This window comes from Blautia glucerasea, assembly GCF_013304385.1.
In the GTDB taxonomy this organism is placed as follows: domain Bacteria; phylum Bacillota; class Clostridia; order Lachnospirales; family Lachnospiraceae; genus Blautia_A; species Blautia_A ammoniilytica.
In genome coordinates this window covers 20,602-37,705 of record NZ_JAAITU010000041.1, presented here as the reverse complement: position 1 = coordinate 37,705, position 17,104 = coordinate 20,602, and the positions used below count along the sequence as shown (strand labels likewise).

Sequence of the window (17,104 nt, the reverse complement as noted above, 5' to 3'; positions counted from 1 at the left end):
GCAGTAATGTACGGAGTTGACCAGTACTAATCGGTCGAGGGCTTGACCAAAAAGCAGGTTAAAGATTCCAAAGGATGTCAGCATGTATGTGGTTTTGAAGGTACAAAATACTTTCAGGTTATTCCTCCTTAGCTCAGTCGGTAGAGCATGCGGCTGTTAACCGCAGTGTCGTTGGTTCGAGTCCAACAGGGGGAGTTGATATGGCGCAGTAGCCAAGTGGTAAGGCATAGGTCTGCAACACCTCGATTCACCGGTTCAAATCCGGTCTGCGCCTTTTTGATTAAGTCCTTGATTATCAGGGGCTTTTTTTTATGTAATAGCGGGATGGATTGAGAAACTCATGGAGCTTGAAGTAGACTTGCTCGCTTTGTTATTCAAGAATGCCTCGGCATTCTTGCTGCGAGGTGCGCGTCATGCAATTGCATGACATACTTCTACTGCGCACCTCTGCAATCCTGCCGGAGGCTATATCAGCTGGGGGATTGACTCCCACCACTGATACTAGCTTGTTTCTCACCACCTATGGAGGTGGGAGTCATCTCCCAGCTGATATAATATGAAATTACCAAGAATATGCAGGAGGAAGAAGGATGAAAAAAAAGGGAATACTATTTTTAGCAATGGTTCTGCTTTTAACCGGATGTATAGGTTCGATAGGTCATATTCGATTTGGTGCAGCTGGCATCGGCGGTATGTACCATGCGTTTGCAGATACCTTTGGGGATCTTCTCACAGCGGATCAGGAGGAGAAGCAAATTGAAGTAAAGACAACTGCCGGTTCTGCTGCTAACCTGCGTCTGTTATCTGAAGGGTATATCCAGATGGCAATTGCACAGGAAGATATGACTAGGGCTGCATACCAGGGAACTGGTGCATGGACAGGTGGTAAGAAATATCAGGGGTATAGTGCTGTGGCAGGGCTTTATATGGAAGCATGCCAGATTATTGTACGTGATGAGTCAGATATTCAGACAATTGATGATCTTCTTGGGAAAAAAGTCAGTGTAGGTGAAGAAGAATCCGGAACAGAAGAGAGTGCAAAACAGATTCTTTCAATATACGGTATTTGGGACAATTTAGGAGAAAAGGTACATCTTGATTATACAGATGCAGCACAGCAGCTTCGGGATGGAAAGATTGATGGATTTTTCTGTACAGCCGGAGCCGAGACAACTGTAATCAGTGAGTTGTCAAAACAGTGTGATATCCGGTTGCTAAGCCTGGACGAAAAAAATATTGACAAAATGATAACTGTAAATCCTGCTTATTCCAGATATACTATACCTGCCGGAACATATAACGGACAGGAAGACGAGGTACAGACGGTAGGGGTGCGTGCACTGCTTTTGGTCAGTGATGATCTGGATGCAGAAACTGTAGAATGGATCACCAGAATTTTATTTGAGAAAAAACAGGAAATCCAATATGCGCTTTCTACAGATATTACATTGAATGAAAATGCAGCAGTTCAGGGAATTGGAATCCCTTTCCATGAAGGGGCTGCTAGCTATTATAAATCTTGTGGCATCAATGTGTAAAATCGGAAAAGAGAAATGACAAGAGGAGTAACGATGAAAATTGAATTAGATATGTATCAGACAATGGCAGCTGCTGTGCTGGTTTTAATGCTTGGCAAGGTCCTGAAACGCAGGATCAATATGCTGGAAAGATTTTGTATACCGGCACCAGTGATTGGTGGTGTGCTGTTTGCCATATTTACCTGTGTCTGTTATGTGACAGGGGTAGCGGAATTTCAGTTTGATGACATCTTGAAAGAAGTGTGTATGGTATTTTTCTTTACATCAGTTGGATTTCAGGCAAATTTGAAAGTATTGAAAAGTGGTGGAAAGGCATTGATCGTTTTTCTTGGACTTGTGATCGTGCTGATCTTTTCACAGAATTTGCTGGCCGTAGGTCTTTCTAAAATTCTGAGGATCAATCCACTTGTGGGCTTGTGTACAGGATCAATTCCAATGGTGGGAGGACATGGTACAGCCGGCGCCTTTGGAACAGTTCTTGAGGATTTCGGGATAAGTGGTGCAACTACTCTTTGTACAGCTGGTGCAACCTTTGGGCTGATTGCCGGAAGTATGCTGGGAGGACCAGTTGGAAAACGTCTGATTGAGAAGAAAAATCTGTTGGATACAGTAGTGACAGAGGATGACAGCCTGTTGGTTGAGGAAGAAAAGAAACATGCGCGGCATACAAGTATGTACCCGGCAGCTGTTTTCCAGCTGATCATTGCCATGGGGATCGGAACGGTAGTATCAAGACTTCTTTCTTTAACAGGAATGACATTCCCTATTTATATCGGTGCAATGATCGTGGCAGCATTTATCCGTAACATTGGAGAATACTCCGGCAAATTTACTATTTACATGGGGGAGATCAATGATATTGGCGGTATCAGTCTTTCCCTGTTTCTTGGAATGGCCATGATCACTTTGAAGCTATGGCAGCTGGCAGATTTGGCTCTTCCACTGCTGGTATTACTGGCAGGTCAGACAATTCTGATCTTTCTGTTTACTTATTTTGTGGTATTTAATGTTATGGGAAGGGATTATGATGCGGCGGTTCTGTCCTCTGGCGTGTGCGGATTTGGTATGGGAGCAACGCCCAATGCAATGGCAAATATGCAGGTACTCTGCGAAAAATATGCTCCATCAGTAAAGGCATATCTGCTTGTTCCGCTGGTAGGCAGTTTGTTTGCAGATTTTATTAATAGTTTGGTATTAACTTTGTTTATTAATATATTATAATGGCAAGGAGAAGAGAGATGCTGGGAAGGAAGAAAAAAGGGAAAAGGGCTGAATATAAGGTGACAAGTGAAAATCTGGCTGTTCCAGAAATACACACAGGGGAAGTGGATCATAATGACGATACGGACAAAGAAAAGCATGAAGAATCTATTACCTATGAGAATGTGGCAATACCGGAGATACACATTGTAAAAAGAAAATAATTGGTGCAGCTGTTTGGGCATTGAGCGGTTACAAAGAATCTATAAGAAAGAGATGGAAGCAAAGGTGAAAACAATCGGAATTGAAGAACTGGAGCAAAAGGAAATCCAGTCAGGAGAGATTATTGACATCCGTCCACAGGATCAGTACAGCCGAGGTACATTCCCTGGTGCTGTGAATATTCCAATGGAAGAATTTGAAGACAGACTTGGGGAACTTGATAAAGAAAAGATATACTATCTGATCTGCCATACAGGGGAGCACAGCCAGGAATATGTACATCTTCTGGAAGAGCAGGGATATCAGGCAGTAAATGTAACTGGTGGATACAGAGCCTACCTGAAGCTGACTTTATCAAGGTTTATGCAAAAAGATTCAGAGGAAGAAAAGAAGCAGAAAACAGCAGATATTGAGAGAAGCATTATAAAGAAATACAGAAAGACCATATGGCGTCCTTTTACCAAAGCTTTAAATGAATATCAGCTGATCCAGGAAGGGGACAAGGTAGCTGTCTGCATTTCAGGAGGAAAGGATTCCATGCTTCTTGCCAAGCTGATCCAGGAAGTACAAAAGCATGGCAAAATCCATTTTGAGCCGGTATTTCTCATCATGAATCCGGGATACAATGAGGACAACTGGAATATTATCCAGGATAATGCAAAGCTTCTGGGGATTCCGTTGACTGTATTTGAAACAAATATTTTTGATACAGTAGCAGGGATCGACAGGAATCCATGTTATCTTTGTGCACGTATGCGAAGAGGATATCTGTATGCAAAGGCGAAAGAACTTGGATGCAATAAAATTGCACTGGGACATCATTTTGATGATGTGATTGAGACGATCCTGATGGGAATGCTGTATAGCGGTAAGGTAGAAACAATGATGCCAAAGCTGCATAGCCAGCACTTTGAAGGGATGGAACTGATCCGTCCTTTGTATCTGGTACATGAGGACGCGATCAAATCCTGGAGAGATTACAATGGCCTGCATTTTATCCAGTGCGCCTGCAGATTTACAGAGAACTGTGTAAGCTGTGGAGGCGGCAGAGGTTCAAAGAGAGATGAGATGAAAGAACTGATCGCACAATTCAGGAAGACCAGTGATGTGATCGATACCAATATTTTTAACAGTGTGCGGAATATTAATCTGCGTACAGTGATCGGATATCATAAAGATGACATGACCTATAATTTCCTTGATGACTATGACAAAAGAGGGATGAAAAATGAGTGAAGAAATGATCGTAACCAAGGAGCTAAGAGATAAACTTCACCAATTAAAGGACTATATCAAAGAACTGGGAAGTGTTGTAGTAGCTTTTTCCAGTGGGGTAGATTCTACCTTTTTACTTAAAATAGTGCATGATGTATTAGGAGACCAGTGCATGGCTGTAACTGCAATGTCCTGTTCATTTCCCAAAAGAGAACTGGATGAGGCGAAAGCCTTTTGCGAAAAGGAAGGAATCTGCCACAGGATCGTTGAATCTGAAGAGCTGGAGATTGAGGGCTTCTGTCAAAATCCAAAGAACAGATGCTATCTTTGCAAAAAGGAACTTTTCCAGAAAATAGGAAAGATTGCAAAAGAAGAAGGATTTGCTGCAGTGGTGGAAGGGTCAAATATGGATGATAATGGGGATTATCGTCCTGGCCTTCAGGCAGTGGCAGAGTTGGGAGTAAAAAGTCCGCTAAGACATTGCAATCTTTATAAAGCAGATATTCGTGCCCTATCCAGGGAAATGGGATTGCCTACCTGGGAAAAACAGTCCTTTGCCTGCCTTTCTTCCAGATTTGTATATGGAGAGACTATTTCTAAGGAAAAATTGGGAATGGTAGATCAGGCAGAGCAGCTTCTTCTGGATCTTGGTTTTCATCAGTTGCGGGTACGTATCCATGGTAAGATGGCCCGTATTGAGGTCATGCCTGAGGAATTCCAAAAGCTTCTGGAAAACAGGGAGCAGATCGTTGCAAAGCTGAAAGAATATGGTTTTACTTATGTGACTATGGATCTGCAAGGATACCGGATGGGAAGTATGAACGAAACACTCTGATTTTTCTGACAATTTAAAGAACATTATGAAATTGCATTTGATATAGAAACAAACTATAACAGGATATTTTTTTTGTGTATTAGACAGATGTTTCCTACAGTGTTAGTATGTTATCAATGAAGCAGAGAACAAGGCTGAAAGCTTTCTGCGAAAAGAATAAGAAAGATAAAGCGGAGGAAATACAAAATGGCAGACATCAAAGATTCAAAGAATTGGGGATTTGAAACCAGACAGTTACATATTGGACAGGAGCAGGCAGACCCTGTAACAGATGCAAGAGCAGTACCGATCTATGCTTCCACTTCTTATGTGTTCCACAATTCCCAGCATGCAGCAGACAGGTTCAGCCTTAAAGATGCGGGAAATATTTATGGAAGACTTACCAATCCAACAGAAGATGTATTTGAGCAGAGAATCGCTTCCCTGGAAGGCGGTGTGGCAGCATTGGCAGTCGCTTCCGGCGCAGCAGCCATTAATTATACCTTCCAGGCGCTTGCTAAGACTGGTGAGCATATTGTAGCTTCCAAGACTATTTACGGTGGAACCTATAATCTTCTTGCACATACATTACCGCAGACAAACGGTATTACAGCTACATTTGTAGATCCTGAGGAAGACGGATCATTTGAGGCTGCAATCCAGGAAAATACAAAGGCAATCTTTGTTGAGACACTGGGTAATCCGAATTCTAACCTGGTGGATCTTGAGGAACTGGCAAAGATAGCACATAAGCACAATCTTCCGCTGGTAGTGGATTCCACTTTTGCAACGCCTTATCTGGTACGTCCGCTGGAATACGGCGCAGATATTGTGGTCCATTCAGCAACCAAATTTATCGGCGGCCATGGTACAGCCATTGGTGGCGTGATCATTGACGGAGGCTCTTTCGACTGGAAAGCAGCTGGCAAGTATCCATGGATCTCTGAGCCCAATCCAAGCTATCATGGTGTATCCTTTACTGATGCAGCAGGTCCGGCAGCTTTTGTTACCTATATTCGTGCGGTTATCCTTCGTGATACAGGTGCTACGATTTCACCGTTCCATGCGTTTATGTTCCTTCAGGGACTGGAAACCCTATCCCTTCGTGTGGAAAGACATGTAAGCAATGCTTTAAAGATCGTTGATTATTTGTCTAAACATCCCCAGGTAGAGGCTGTGCATCATCCTTCACTGCCTACAGAGCCAAGCCACCAGTTATACAAGAAATATCTTCCTAATGGCGGCGGATCCATCTTTACCTTTGAGATCAAGGGAGATGCTAAGACTGCCCAGAAATTTATTGACAACCTGGCAATCTTCTCATTGCTGGCAAATGTAGCAGATGTAAAATCTCTTGTGATTCATCCTGCCACTACTACTCACAGCCAGTGCACAGAGGAAGAACTTCTTGATCAGGGCATTAAGCCTAATACTATCCGCCTTTCCATCGGTATTGAGCGTGTAGAGGATCTGATCGCAGCTTTGGATGCAGCATTTGAGGCAGTTAAATAAAGAAGCTGAGATATAAAGCATGAGATATAAGAATTATATTTTTGATTTATATGGCACTTTGGTAGATATCCATACAGAAGAAGATAACCAGGAACTTTGGGAAAAGATGCGGCTGTTTTACGGCTATTATGGCGCTGTGTACAGGTCTTGGGAAGAAATGTGGAAAACTTACGGTGCATTGGTGGAAAAATACAGAGAACAGGGGAAAGCGATGAGAAATGACGGCCATGAGGCCTGCCCGGAAATACAGATCCAGCTGGTATTTGCAGATTTGTTTAAAGAAAAAGGGGCACAGCCATCAGAGGAACTGGCTGTTCATGCAGGACAGATGTTCCGTGCACTTTCTACTGAATACATCCGCCTGTATCCGGGGGTTCCAAAGCTTTTGGACAGATTAACTCGGCAGGGAGGAAATCTGTACCTTCTTTCCAATGCACAGAGGATATTCACCGCTTATGAACTGGCTTTTCTGGAACTGGAAAAATATTTTAAAGGGATTCTGATCTCTTCCGATTATTCCGTTATGAAACCAGATCCGGAGTTTTTCAGGCTTCTCCTGCAGAAATATGATTTAAAGCCGGAAGAAAGTATTATGATCGGAAATGACGAGATTTGCGACATAAAAGGTGCACAGAAGGTTGGCATGGATACCTGTTATATTCATTCTAATATTTCACCGGAATATACAGGAAAAGGAAAGGCCACATATACATTGATGAAAACAGATATGGAAAAGCTGTTCCAGATGATCAGCTGAAAAAACAGGGAGCGTTAAGCTCCCTGTTGTGGTGTTAAGGCAAGTTCCAATGAAGTATCACTGAAAAAAGTATTTGCATTATAAAGATATAAAACTTCCTGGATATTTTCTACTTCCATTAATTCTTCAAGATCACCGTAATAGTATCTTGGATCTATCATGATGATGGTCCGGTAATAAGGTGCTAAGAACGGAACAAAGCAGTTTGCGTAGGAATCTTTTAATACAAGAAGTGTACGCTCACTTTCTGTGGCAGTGGAAATCTTGATCTGCGGGAAATTGCCTCCAAAGAACATGGCATATTTATCCCTGGTATCCAGCTGCTCTGTGGAATAAAAACTGGCTGATTTTTTTTGCTGAGATACATAATTTACTACAGAAGCAGGTGTATCTTCATTTCTTGGAAGGAACACATCAATTTCATCCGTTTCATTGGAGCGAAAACCGCTTTTGGCAGATAAGGTACCTTGGAAATGGGTAGTTACCGGAAGCTTATCATATGGAATGGAAGAGGAATCAAGATCCATGGCACCGGCTGCCTGTAGGAATGCAAAATAGGCACCCTGGGTGGTCCAGTGATGATCGGTATGATAATAGATCCCATCGTCTTTATGGCTGGTCAGCGTATCACGTACATCAATAAAGGTAACGCCCTGAGCAGTTACTGCATCCCTTACTGTATCCAGATATTGATTCTGATCTTTTACCGGGGCAGAAGCGGGAAGCTTGTCTTTCAATATATTTACAGCATTTGGAGCAATCAGTACGTACTGCTTCAGATCCGGATGATCAGAAGCAAAGGTTGTCATAGCATTAAGAGTACGGTCAAGCTGCTCCTTGGAAGGTGGTGTAAAATCTTCCATCAGATAGCCGCTTTTTCCAAGATAAACACCGTTTCCATCTGTTTTACCAAGCACACGGTCTGTGGCTGCCTTTATAGTGACCCACAGATCACGGAGAGGAAACTGGTCATTTACATAGGTTTCATATTGAGTCTCATAATTGCCGGAGGCAATCTGGGACAAGTCAAAGCCGGGTCTGGAAGAAAGTACCCGGTTTTCTTTTTCAGAAAAACTACGGTCTGGCTTTACCAGGCTGAATATCATGAAGAACAGAAGCAGAATTGCAAACAGGATCCCCATGATGTGGAAGAAATACTGGTAACTGAATCTTTTTCTTTGTTTTTTCATTTTATGACCTCATAAATTCTGGTTTAGAACTTCTGGTATAAGAATGGTGTATAGGAATTATATACCATATAGGCAACACACAGTAAAAACAGAAGCAGATTAACGGCTGCTGCAGCCTTCTCATTTCGCTGGATCAGTTTTTTAAAGGACTGATACAGACCTGGACGGCAGGCCAGGATGCTGATTACAAAAAGGATCAGGCCTGTTTTAAGATAGTAAACAGCTGTCCTGTCCAGAAAAGCAGATGCACCGAAACCAAACATAACTGACAGGTAATGCCCCATGGAAGAAAAATCTGTCTGACTGAAAAATACCCATCCGATCATAACAGCGATCATGGTATACAGATTGGCTGCCCATTTGGGAAGCTTTGGCAGGAAATCCTTAAGGACAAATTTTTCAAGCAGAAGGAACAGCCCATAATACAATCCCCAGAAAATAAAATTCCAGCTTGCACCGTGCCATAAACCGGTCAGTGCCCATACAACAAAAATGTTGCGGATATTCTTTGGAACTGAAACACGGTTGCCTCCAAGAGGGATATAGATATAATCCCGGAACCAGCTTCCAAGAGAGATGTGCCATCTTCGCCAGAATTCTGAAACGCTGGTGGAAATGTAAGGATAATCAAAGTTCTTAAGGAAATCAAAGCCCATCATTTTGCCAAGTCCGATGGCCATATCCGAATATCCGGAAAAGTCAAAATAAAGCTGCAGGGTGTATGCAAGGATACCGATCCATGCAGTCAGTACAGAATTGCTTCCGGAACTTAAGATGGAAGTATAAATGGCAGAAAGGTTATCTGCAAGCAGTACTTTTTTGGCAAGGCCTTTTGTAAAATATTCAGCACCAAGTCCCAGCCGGGTCAGGCTGATGGAACGCCTGGTAAGCTGTCCTTCAATATCCGCATATCTTACGATCGGTCCTGCAGACATGTGCGGAAACATGGTACTGTAAACTGCATATATAAGGAAATTCCGCTGTGGTGCTACTTTTTTCTTAGATACATCCAGGATATAGGAAAGGTTTTTAAAGGTATAAAAAGAGATTCCTATAGGCAGTGCCAGCTGGGGATGTGAAATGGAAATCCCTGTGATTGTGCTGAAGGTATCCAGAAGAAATCCCCAGTATTTGAAAAATCCAAGGATCAGAAGGTTTATCGTGACTGCAAAAATAAGATTCTTTTTACGGCCTTTGGGATCCATGTCAAGATGATCGATCTCCAGTGCCATGTAATAATTAAAAAAGCTGGAAAACAGCATAAGAACCACATATACCGGATCGCCCCAGGCATAAAAGATCAGGCTGCCGATAAAAAGAAGAATATTCCGGAACTTCTCAGGTACAAGGTAATAGAGAAGCAGGAACGGGGGCAAAAAACAAAAAATAAAGAAAATGCTGCTGAATACCATAATGATTAATCTCCATAAAATGTAATTAGGCAATCTGCAGATCCAGATGGCCAGGAACAAATAATTAAATCAGGGCAAGAAAAGCCTGACGCCAGGAAGATGCATCCTCACCGCAGAAATAGTATACATAATTTCCCTTGGAACCTACCTCGGCCTTGTTCAGAAGAGCCATTTGATCAGTTCCGTATCCTCCGAAAATGTTTTTCTGGCTGGAAAGGTGATCCTGGGCAGCAGTAAGAAAGCTTTCTGCCTGTGATTTGTCTTTTGCTTTTACAATGAAGGCTTCTTCAACAGCCATAGGTGAGGCTGCTTTGTAAAAGAAATAGCCGTCTGTATCTGTATCGTTGATCTGGTAACAGCGCTTAAGCTGCACCCGGTCTTCCTGCCCCAGCTGGGTAATGGCGTCATATTTTTCCATGGACTGGGCAATGGTGTCCATAGAAACATCCTTGGCATAATCTGCCCGGTAAAGTAGGATCAGATATATTGCCAGAAGTATGACCATTGTTGATTTTATGATAAGCGATTTTTTATTTTTCATATAAGACCTGCCGTTTCTGCCATATAAGTAAGCCATTTAGGATAATAATCCATGATCACATGCTCACCATCCGGCTCGTACATGCTGGAATCCTCCACAAGGAAGGTGTTATCAATAAAGGTACAGCCCATTTCATCACAGAAATCCGACAAGGCCTGATTGAACTGTGAATAGTAGCCAAGGGCCGGATTGCTGTCAATGGCAAAATCCTGGATCGGCAGGATGCTGTTGATGTAAATAGGTACATCTGGGAGAGCATCCTTAACCATCTGAACCTTTTCTCTGTAGGCATCGATAAAGCCGGTAGAATCTCCATTGTAGATTTCCAGGTCATTGGTGCCAAAAGCCAGAAAAACATGGCTGGGATTCAGACTGATGGCGGTACTGAACTGCTCCTGGGCATTTACAACAGACAAGCCTCTTTTGCTGACAACCACGTCTGTGTCCAGGTATCCGTATTCAGAGATAGCCTGTGTAATGGAATCGCCTACGATCACACTTCCTGCAAAAGCCTGACGAATCTGGACATTGGTTAATATACCGGAAGAATTGACAATATCCTCTCGGGCCTGGGCATCTGCCTGTGCATCCAGCTGTCCCTGGATATCCGAAATGGCCTGCTCCACAGAGGAAATGTCTGTATTTTCAAGCTCCTTTAAACGGGCAACATTTTGCTGGCATACTTGTGATTCACTATCAGAACGTGAGAATAAAAAAGCTATCCCGGCTGTTAGAACAACGGCGACGGGGATAACCGTCAAAACAATTCGTGAATGGTTTATTTGTTTTTTCAAAATGGTAAATCCTTCCTAAATCATAATGGAATATAATCAAATCATACATAATGGAATATAATCAGATTTTGATCTTCGAGATAATTCGACTTTTTCATTATAATACCACAGTGGAAAACTTCAAGTGTAAACAAAGTTTTTGCACCTCCAAATTTAAGTTTTTAAAGATAAATAATCCTGCACAAATTGCACAAACAGGAGGGGAATGACTATGGACGAGAAAAGGCAAAAGAGGTATACTAAAATACATCAAGGAGGTATGTGCCATGAGCGAAAAATTAAGCAAGTTATTAAAGGGACAGATCGTAACATCTGTTTTTTATATCCTGTTCGGGATCTGTCTTGTATTTATGCCTGTAGGTACAGTGAATCTGTTATGTAAGGTAGTATTTGGACTGGTATTGATCGGAGCAGGTCTGTACCATATTTTCCTTTTTGCAGCAGAAAAAGATAAGGCTACGATCCTGGATCTGTTTTCAGGTGTGATCGTATTTGTGATCGGCCTGTTTCTTTTTACAAATCCTCAGATCGTAGTAAAGCTTCTTCCTCTGATGCTGGGAGCACTGGTACTGGTGGACAGCATCTGGACTCTTCGGGGTGGCATGAAGCTGAAAAAAAGAACACAGGAAACGTGGAAATTCCTTCTCATTGAAAGCCTTGTATTTGTGGGACTGGGTGTATTTCTGATGATGTATAATTTCCAGAGCATTAATGGAATGCTGATGTTTGCCGGATGGGCCTTTCTGGTGGACGGTGTTCTGGATGTAGTATCATTTGTTATGTTGAAAAAGGGGCTGTCAGGGGAAGTACAGACTGCAGCAGATGAAACCCCTGAGAAACATGCCGAAAAAGAACCGGATACAAAGGCAGAAGAGGCAGCAGAAGAGAAAGAGATCATTCCAGAGTGGAATTCCAGGGCAGCTTCTGTAAGTACAGAGGTGATTCCTCCAGAGGATGTAACAGTAGAGGACACCCAGGAGATTTCCGAAGCGGAAACAAAAGAAGAGAACCTGGAAAGCGATCATCTGGAAGAACAGGAACAGAACTGATTTATGGAAAAAGAAAGAGAATCCGGAATCCTTCTGATGAATTTGTCAGGGGCATATGAAGAGCAGGATTTCTGGAGAGAGGAACGGTCCACATGGGTTCGGTTGGAGGATCTTTCCGGCACCAACTGCTATTGTGATGAACCGGCAGTCTGGGCGATCAGGGAAAAGATCAGAGAATTTGCACTTTCAGGGATACATTTTATTGATTCCGGCAATTATCATTATATGACCAGGATCTGGATGGATAAGGCTAAGAGCCCGTTTTCTCTGCTTGTATTTGATAATCATACGGATATGCAGCCCCCTGCTTTTGGAGGTCTTTTGTCCTGCGGCGGATGGATCGCAGATGCACTGGAATCTGTAAAATTGCTGGATCATGTGTTTCTTGTGGGTCCGGATCAGCCGGCATTTGACCAGGTGCAGCAGACGTATAAGGAACGTGTCACATTTTTAAGCAGGGAAGACCTGCAAGCTGCCCGGCAAACTGACAGCAGTTCCGGTGTGGCAGCTTCTTTTTTAGAGATGCTTTCAGAGTATGAGAAAAAAGCAGGGAAGCTTTCGCCTGTGTATTTGTCTGTGGATAAGGATGTACTGAATGAGCAAGAGGTAAAAACAACCTGGAGTCAGGGAGATATGTCTTTGACAGAACTAAAAAGCTGTCTGGAGGAATTACAAAGTTTTCTGAAAGCAAGAAAGCTTCCTTTACAGGCTGCTGATGTGTGCGGGGAATGGGAGCCTGAAAACGGAGGTGAGGGCAGTCCGGCCGGACACGATCTTGCTAATCATGAGTTACTTGAAGTCTTGAAAGGATTTGATTATGAAAAATGAATTGCTGACCATTGGACCTTTTACTATATATGGCTATGGCCTGATGATTGCTATAGGGATACTTGCCGCCTATTTTACAGGAGAGTACCGTGCTAAAAAGAAAAAAATGGAGTATAACCAGGTATTCTATATTGTGCTCTGGTGTGTGGCTGGCGGCTTCGTAGGTGCAAAGATACTTTATTGGCTCACTGAATGGAGAACGATTCTTAAGGATCCTGGATTTTTGCTTGACAGTCTGACTGATGGGTTTGTGGTGCTGGGAGGGATCCTGGGAGGAATACTGACAGCATATATTTACTGCCATATTAAGAAGATGGATTTTCTTAGATACTTTGATCTGTTGATCCCTTCGGTTGCATTGGCGCAGGGATTTGGAAGACTGGGATGCCTTTTGGCCGGCTGCTGCTATGGAAAAGAAACAGCTTCCCATTTGGCGATCACTTTTACTAATTCTGATTTTGCCCCTAACCATGTGCCCCTGGTTCCAACTCAGATTTATGCCAGTGTTCTTGATTTTGCCCATTATTTTGTATTGATTCTGGCGGCAAAGCATTTGAAAGGAAAAGGTCAGGTGGCAGGGCTGTATCTGATCCTTTACAGTGTGGGACGTTTTATCCTGGAATTTTACAGAGGAGATCTGGAAAGGGGAAGTGTAGGTATTTTATCTACCTCTCAGTTTATTTCGATTTTTACGTTCTGTGCAGGGCTTCTGTTGTTTTTGTACGGGGCTGTACGTAAGAATACGGTTGATACGCAGATCTGAATGTGGTTTCATATAGAATAAAACAGAAGCAATAGGCATAAGCTTAACCAATGATCCGTATTTGGTTGAGGTTATGCTTATGTTCTTTTCGCAGGAGGAACTGAATCAGGAAATTCCTTTGCAGGAACAACAGTCAGTGGTACCTGCACAAAGTGAAGAGTATGGAAATTTTATTGTAAAGTATGTACAGAATATGCCAAGTCCTCTTGAAGAGATACCGGGAGCAAGCCTGTATCCGGTTAGTGAGGTGTACGGAGTACTATATGTGCCGCTGGCACAGCTTCCACCGTTGGAAATAAACAGTGATTCCTATAATACAATTCCTAAGTGTTATACTTATATGGATCTGAATGCACTGGGTGCATCCGGTATTACCAGGCTTCATAATCATCCTTATCTGGGGCTTAAAGGAAAGGGGACTGCAGTAGCGGTGATCGATTCAGGGATTGATTATCAGAATCCGGTTTTTTCGTCACCTTCAGGAACCAGGATCGCCTGTATCTGGGATCAGTCCCTTCCAGGAGATGGAGACGGGATGGCTCCTTATGGAAAGGTGTATATGAAACAGGATATTGACCGTGCCATGGAGCAGGAGAACCCACTTGAGACAGTTCCTTCTGCAGATACGAATGGACATGGAACCATGCTGGCAGCAGTGGCTGCCGGGAATCTGGTATCTGAGGAGAATTTTTCAGGGGCTGCACCGGAAGCCTCTTTAATTGTGATCAAGCTTAAGCATGCCAAGAAATATATTAGAGATTTTTATCAAATGTCTCAGGCTGAGGACGTGTTTCAAGAAGATGATATTATGATGGGGATGGCTTTTGCCATGAAATGTGCCCGTGCACTGGGCATGCCCCTTTCCATCTGTCTGGGTCTTGGCACCAGTCAGGGAGCACATCTGGGAAAAAGCCCACTAAGCCAGTATGTGGATTATTTGGCCGGTTTTGCACAGGTATCTGTATCTGCAGCCGCAGGAAATGAAGGGGCATCCAGACATCACTTTGCCGGTGCTTTGGGAGATCGGAGAGGTGAGTCTGTAGCAGAGCTGCGGGTAGGAACTGGGGAAAAAGGATTTACAATGGAATTCTGGGGAGAACCACCGGAAATATACAATCTTTCCATACAGTCTCCCACAGGAGAAAACCTGGAGATAAGTTCCTTCCTTGGAACAGTTACCCAGGAATTGTCTTTTGTTTTTGTGGAAACAAAGATCTATGTAAATTATGTACCGATTGAACGACAGACTGGGAATACCCTGGTATTTTTCAGATTTGTAAGTCCGGCTTCTGGAATCTGGAAGATTTTTGTGCGTGAGAGGGAAAATCATAATATTAATTTTCATATCTGGCTGCCTGTGGAAGGACTGATCTCCAATGAAACCTATTTCCTGGAACCGTCCCCTTATTCAACTGTTACCTCCCCCGGCGATTCTATGGAAAGTATGACGGTAACAGCATATCAGTATCGGGATAACAGTATTTATCTCTATGCAAGCCGGGGCTTTATGCCCAATGGAATGGTAGTGCCACAGCTGGCAGCACCGGGAGTTGGTATACGTGTCCCGCTTCTTAACGGTACCTACGGGGAAGCCTCTGGTACCAGCCTGGCAGCGGCCCAGACAGCAGGCGTGGCAGCTCTTATGTTTGAGTGGGCCATTATCCGCAAAAATCAGCCTTATTTTACAGGAACCAGCGTGAAAAATTATCTCCAGCGAGGAGCCAGACGTGAGGAAAATTATCCATATCCAAACAGAGAGTGGGGGTATGGAAGGATGGATCTGTATCATACATTTGAGTTGTTGACGTAATAAATTTACTTGAGAGAAGGGATTTGTATGTGGCTTTTATATGCAGCAGGATCTGCATTTTTTGCAGGTGTAACATCTATTTTGGCAAAATGTGGGATCAAAAAAACGGATTCCACAGTGGCAACAGCAGTAAGACTCTTCTTTTCCTGATTTTCTTACTTTGTATTTGGAGAAAAGCTGAATAAAAAAGAAGCCCTTGGACTGTTCCTGCTTACTGCAGGAACGGTCGCCATGGTCTTTCTTCATTAAAAAATATTTTTTTCTGTAGTATCCCTTAGAATCAAAAGAGGGGGGATGGTTTTATGGACAGGCTCAGATAAAGGGGCAGGATTGCGCTTTTTCTGGGAGTCCATAAGTCCTACCAGAAGCTTCATGGATTCCTGGGCAATCTTGTTGATCTGCTGTCCTACAGTACTGATGGGAATCACTGCTTGGCGGGAAATAGGGGAATTATCAAAGCCTACCAGATAAAAATCATCAGGCAGCTTTCCATATCTGCGGATCAGAAGATTAAGAAAAACACTGGCATAGGTATCGTTGGATATGAATATGCCTTTTTTCTTGTCTGGATATTTCATTTGGATCTGATCCAGAATACAGGTGAATTTCTGATGGAGATCCTCATCGTTAATTCCCAGGTCCTCAATAAACATTTCATGAGGAATCTGGTTTTCCCGACAATAATCAAGAAATCCCGAAATACGTCCGTATGCGGGGATATTTTCCTTTGTGGGACTATTAATGTGAAGCATGATCTGGCAGTGATGGCTGGCAAGAAGCTGGACTGCCTGTCTGGCACCGGAATAATTATCCGTATTTACACTGGAAATATACAGATCTTCCCGTTCAATTGCCACAATAGGGATTTTCAGATCTGCAAGCTCTTTGGAAGGAATGGTGTGGCTGAGGACGATCAGTCCTTCAATCTGGTAAGCCATAAGTTCCTGAATATACTGACGTTCTGTATTTTCATTTTCATTTCCGATAAATACCAGAAATTTGTATCCATACTGTTCATAGGTACAGAGGATCTGATTCAGCATCTCTGAATAATAATGCAGATATAAGTTAGGGATGATGATACCGATAAATTCGGTCTTTCCATTGGCAAGGATCCGGGCCACTTTATTTTCCTGGTAATTCAGTTTTACCAGTGCATCCGATATGATCTGCTGGTTTTCCGGGGTAAGGGAATCAGGATCATTGAAATATCTTGAAATTGTTGTCTTGGAAAAGTTTGTAAATTTGGCAATGTCACTGAAGGTGACCTTCTTTTTTTTACCCATAATTGTTCCTTTTTTCGTAACTGCTATTTTATTATGTTTGTAGTATAGCAAACAAAATCGAATTATACAACCATAAGTAACCGGTTACATAAAGGAAAGTAACCGGTTATGCAAGACGCACAAAAATGAAAAATAAAAATAGTTCAATATTCACGAAAATAAAGATGTATATT

The 17,104-nt window shown here is 42.7% G+C and carries 16 protein-coding genes, 2 tRNA genes and 1 pseudogene; 14 read left to right on the top strand and 5 right to left on the bottom strand.

Going from position 1 to position 17,104, the window contains the following annotated elements; genetic code table 11:
- Positions 1–122 precede the first annotated feature (122 nt).
- From G5B11_RS14550 to G5B11_RS14510, 9 genes are all read left to right on the top strand, one after another.
- A tRNA-Asn gene (locus G5B11_RS14550) sits at positions 123–195 on the top strand.
- 7 nt (positions 196–202) lie between these two features.
- Positions 203–274: transfer RNA gene (locus tag G5B11_RS14545), tRNA-Cys, on the top strand.
- 316 nt (positions 275–590) lie between these two features.
- A complete protein-coding gene (locus tag G5B11_RS14540) occupies positions 591–1,538 on the top strand; it encodes a TAXI family TRAP transporter solute-binding subunit (protein ID WP_244093029.1) in 948 nt (315 codons plus the stop codon).
- A 33-nt stretch (positions 1,539–1,571) separates the two neighbouring features.
- Positions 1,572–2,759, top strand: a complete 1,188-nt coding sequence (gene gltS / locus G5B11_RS14535; RefSeq protein WP_173728865.1) for a sodium/glutamate symporter — start codon at positions 1,572–1,574, stop codon at positions 2,757–2,759.
- Between the two features lie 17 nt (positions 2,760–2,776).
- The gene (locus tag G5B11_RS14530; protein WP_158420766.1) at positions 2,777–2,962 is read left to right on the top strand and encodes a hypothetical protein; all 186 of its coding nucleotides are present in this window, start codon (positions 2,777–2,779) and stop codon (positions 2,960–2,962) included.
- 64 nt (positions 2,963–3,026) lie between these two features.
- Positions 3,027–4,196 carry an ATP-binding protein gene (locus G5B11_RS14525; RefSeq protein WP_158420765.1) on the top strand — a complete coding sequence of 390 codons (1,170 nt, stop codon included), beginning with the start codon at positions 3,027–3,029 and terminating at the stop codon, positions 4,194–4,196.
- The gene (gene larE / locus G5B11_RS14520; protein ID WP_173728864.1) at positions 4,189–5,010 is read left to right on the top strand and encodes an ATP-dependent sacrificial sulfur transferase LarE; all 822 of its coding nucleotides are present in this window, start codon (positions 4,189–4,191) and stop codon (positions 5,008–5,010) included. Before G5B11_RS14525 ends, larE begins: the two co-directional genes overlap by 8 nt.
- A gap of 186 nt (positions 5,011–5,196) precedes the next feature.
- Complete coding sequence (locus tag G5B11_RS14515; protein ID WP_173728863.1) at positions 5,197–6,501, top strand: O-acetylhomoserine aminocarboxypropyltransferase/cysteine synthase family protein; 1,305 nt, start codon at positions 5,197–5,199, stop codon at positions 6,499–6,501.
- A gap of 19 nt (positions 6,502–6,520) precedes the next feature.
- Positions 6,521–7,258, top strand: a complete 738-nt coding sequence (locus G5B11_RS14510; RefSeq protein WP_173728862.1) for an HAD family hydrolase — start codon at positions 6,521–6,523, stop codon at positions 7,256–7,258.
- A 14-nt stretch (positions 7,259–7,272) separates the two neighbouring features.
- Here the strand turns inward: G5B11_RS14510 and G5B11_RS14505 are convergent, their stop codons facing one another.
- The 4 genes from G5B11_RS14505 to G5B11_RS14490 all read right to left on the bottom strand — a co-directional run bounded on the left by G5B11_RS14505 (position 7,273) and on the right by G5B11_RS14490 (position 11,195).
- Positions 7,273–8,448 (bottom strand): DHHW family protein, encoded by a 1,176-nt coding sequence (locus tag G5B11_RS14505; protein WP_173728861.1) that lies wholly within the window; start codon positions 8,446–8,448, stop codon positions 7,273–7,275.
- A gap of 23 nt (positions 8,449–8,471) precedes the next feature.
- Entirely contained in the window at positions 8,472–9,860 is a 1,389-nt protein-coding gene (locus G5B11_RS14500; protein WP_173728860.1) for an MBOAT family O-acyltransferase, read from the bottom strand.
- Between the two features lie 64 nt (positions 9,861–9,924).
- Positions 9,925–10,401, bottom strand: a complete 477-nt coding sequence (locus tag G5B11_RS14495) for a DUF4358 domain-containing protein (RefSeq protein ID WP_173728859.1) — start codon at positions 10,399–10,401, stop codon at positions 9,925–9,927.
- On the bottom strand, positions 10,398–11,195 hold the full coding sequence (locus G5B11_RS14490; RefSeq protein WP_173728858.1) for a GDSL-type esterase/lipase family protein: 798 nt from the start codon (positions 11,193–11,195) through the stop codon (positions 10,398–10,400). Before G5B11_RS14490 ends, G5B11_RS14495 begins: the two co-directional genes overlap by 4 nt.
- Before the next feature lie 266 nt (positions 11,196–11,461).
- Between G5B11_RS14490 and G5B11_RS14485 the strand changes: the two genes are divergently transcribed.
- The 5 genes and pseudogenes from G5B11_RS14485 to G5B11_RS14465 form a co-directional block, all read left to right on the top strand.
- Complete coding sequence (locus tag G5B11_RS14485) at positions 11,462–12,244, top strand: HdeD family acid-resistance protein (protein WP_173728857.1); 783 nt, start codon at positions 11,462–11,464, stop codon at positions 12,242–12,244.
- A gap of 3 nt (positions 12,245–12,247) precedes the next feature.
- Positions 12,248–13,072, top strand: coding sequence for an arginase family protein (locus tag G5B11_RS14480; RefSeq protein WP_173728856.1), 825 nt, complete (start codon positions 12,248–12,250; stop codon positions 13,070–13,072).
- On the top strand, positions 13,062–13,835 hold the full coding sequence (locus tag G5B11_RS14475; RefSeq protein ID WP_173728855.1) for a prolipoprotein diacylglyceryl transferase: 774 nt from the start codon (positions 13,062–13,064) through the stop codon (positions 13,833–13,835). Before G5B11_RS14480 ends, G5B11_RS14475 begins: the two co-directional genes overlap by 11 nt.
- 79 nt (positions 13,836–13,914) lie before the next feature.
- On the top strand, positions 13,915–15,645 hold the full coding sequence (locus G5B11_RS14470; protein WP_244093028.1) for a S8 family peptidase: 1,731 nt from the start codon (positions 13,915–13,917) through the stop codon (positions 15,643–15,645).
- A gap of 27 nt (positions 15,646–15,672) precedes the next feature.
- A pseudogene (locus G5B11_RS14465) lies at positions 15,673–15,780 on the top strand (EamA family transporter); the annotation flags it as partial.
- 110 nt (positions 15,781–15,890) lie between these two features.
- On the opposite strand, the gene G5B11_RS14460 reads toward G5B11_RS14465, so the two are convergent.
- A complete protein-coding gene (locus G5B11_RS14460) occupies positions 15,891–16,931 on the bottom strand; it encodes a LacI family DNA-binding transcriptional regulator (protein WP_173728853.1) in 1,041 nt (346 codons plus the stop codon).
- Between the last annotated feature and the right edge of the window lie 173 nt (positions 16,932–17,104).

Excerpts from the sequence above, each read along its gene's own strand:
- G5B11_RS14510 (WP_173728862.1), top strand. The coding sequence starts at position 6,521 with ATGAGATATAAGAATTATATTTTTGATTTATATGGCACTTTGGTAGAT.
- G5B11_RS14495 (WP_173728859.1), bottom strand. The coding sequence starts at position 10,401 with ATGAAAAATAAAAAATCGCTTATCATAAAATCAACAATGGTCATACTT.
- G5B11_RS14475 (WP_173728855.1), top strand. The coding sequence starts at position 13,062 with ATGAAAAATGAATTGCTGACCATTGGACCTTTTACTATATATGGCTAT.
- G5B11_RS14485 (WP_173728857.1), top strand. The coding sequence starts at position 11,462 with ATGAGCGAAAAATTAAGCAAGTTATTAAAGGGACAGATCGTAACATCT.
- gltS (WP_173728865.1), top strand. The coding sequence starts at position 1,572 with ATGAAAATTGAATTAGATATGTATCAGACAATGGCAGCTGCTGTGCTG.
- G5B11_RS14500 (WP_173728860.1), bottom strand. The coding sequence starts at position 9,860 with ATGGTATTCAGCAGCATTTTCTTTATTTTTTGTTTTTTGCCCCCGTTC.
- larE (WP_173728864.1), top strand. The coding sequence starts at position 4,189 with ATGAGTGAAGAAATGATCGTAACCAAGGAGCTAAGAGATAAACTTCAC.
- G5B11_RS14515 (WP_173728863.1), top strand. The coding sequence starts at position 5,197 with ATGGCAGACATCAAAGATTCAAAGAATTGGGGATTTGAAACCAGACAG.
- G5B11_RS14530 (WP_158420766.1), top strand. The coding sequence starts at position 2,777 with ATGCTGGGAAGGAAGAAAAAAGGGAAAAGGGCTGAATATAAGGTGACA.
- G5B11_RS14480 (WP_173728856.1), top strand. The coding sequence starts at position 12,248 with ATGGAAAAAGAAAGAGAATCCGGAATCCTTCTGATGAATTTGTCAGGG.
- G5B11_RS14505 (WP_173728861.1), bottom strand. The coding sequence starts at position 8,448 with ATGAAAAAACAAAGAAAAAGATTCAGTTACCAGTATTTCTTCCACATC.
- G5B11_RS14460 (WP_173728853.1), bottom strand. The coding sequence starts at position 16,931 with ATGGGTAAAAAAAAGAAGGTCACCTTCAGTGACATTGCCAAATTTACA.
- G5B11_RS14470 (WP_244093028.1), top strand. The coding sequence starts at position 13,915 with ATGTTCTTTTCGCAGGAGGAACTGAATCAGGAAATTCCTTTGCAGGAA.
- G5B11_RS14540 (WP_244093029.1), top strand. The coding sequence starts at position 591 with ATGAAAAAAAAGGGAATACTATTTTTAGCAATGGTTCTGCTTTTAACC.